General features: G+C 66.3%; 1 protein-coding gene. It reads left to right on the forward strand.

From position 1 onward, the window contains the following. Nucleotides 1–50: 50 nt before the first annotated feature. Nucleotides 51–1,280: an IS30 family transposase gene (locus tag ACWIE7_RS19315; protein WP_454070353.1), complete on the forward strand. Its 1,230-nt coding sequence runs from the start codon at nt 51–53 to the stop codon at nt 1,278–1,280. The last annotated feature ends 7 nt before the right edge of the window (nt 1,281–1,287 follow it).

The following is a 1,287-nucleotide window of genomic DNA, read 5'->3' on the forward strand; positions in this document are numbered from 1 at the left end:
GGGTGGTCTCAGGGAGCTAGTGCAACACCCTGGCTGGATCGGGGTATGTGGTGGCGAAGGAGCTGGACTGGCGGCTGCGGGCGAGGCTGGTGTGCTCGTTGCTCGAGGGTGCCTCGGGGCGTGAGGCCTCGGCGATGTGGGGTGTCAGTGCGGCGACGGCCTGGAGGTGGGCCAAGCTCGCTGGCATGAGCTTTGAAGTGGGTGCACGCGGCGGCGTGGCCGATGTGAGAGATCGTCGGCTACGGCCGCTGCGCCCGGGGGCGAGGTATCGCCGGTTGACCTTGTTCGACCGGGTGTTCATCCAGGCGATGCTGGACCTTCCGACTCCGGCTGGAATCCGGGCCATCGCCCGCGGGTTGAACGTGGCCGCCTCGACCGTGTCTCGGGAAGTCGGCGCTCACTGCTTCGAGCATTGGGGTCGGCGCCGGTACGACGCCCGCCTGGCCCACCATCTGGCGGTGGGTAAGCGTGCGCGTCATCGGCCAGGCAAGCTGGACTCGGTGCAGTTACGACGCGAAGTCATCGCACGGTTGAACCAGCGGTTCTCCCCGCAACAGATCGCCGGCGAACTGCGGTTGACCTTTCCCGACCGGGCGGAGATGCAGGTGTCCCATGAAACCATCTACCAGGCCCTTTACGTCCAGGGCAAGGGCGCGCTGAGGCAGGAACTCAAGGTCGAAAAAGCCCTGCGCTCGGGCCGCAAACATCGCATTCCCGCCTCCGCGCTACCCCACCGGAGCTCGCGCCCGTGGCTGCACGGGGCTCGCCTGACCGACCGGCCCGCCGAAGTCGATGACCGGGCCGTTCCCGGGCACTGGGAAGGCGACCTGGTCGTGGGCCCCAACAACTCGGGGTTGGTCACCCTGGTTGAGCGCCAGACCCGCTACGTACTGATCGGTCGGCTACCCGGATGCCGGGACAGCGCCACGGTCAACGACGTGCTGTCAAAGATGATCGCGGCCCTGCCCTCCCGGCTGGTGGCCACCATCACCTGGGACCAGGGCACCGAGATGGCAGGGCACGCCAACTTCACCGTCGCAACCGGCTGCAAGGTCTACTTCTGCGACCCACACTCACCGTGGCAGCGTGGATCAAACGAGAACACGAACGGCCTGATCCGCGACTTCTACCCCAAAGGCACCGACTTCAATACCCTCAGCGATGACGAACTCGCCGAGACCGAGCACCTTCTCAACATCCGCCCCCGCGCCCTCCACGGCTTCCTCAGCCCCCATGTCAAGATGAACGAACTCATCAACGGTGTTGCGCTGACTCCCTGAGACCGCC

This window comes from Dietzia sp. NPDC055343 (assembly GCF_053645265.1).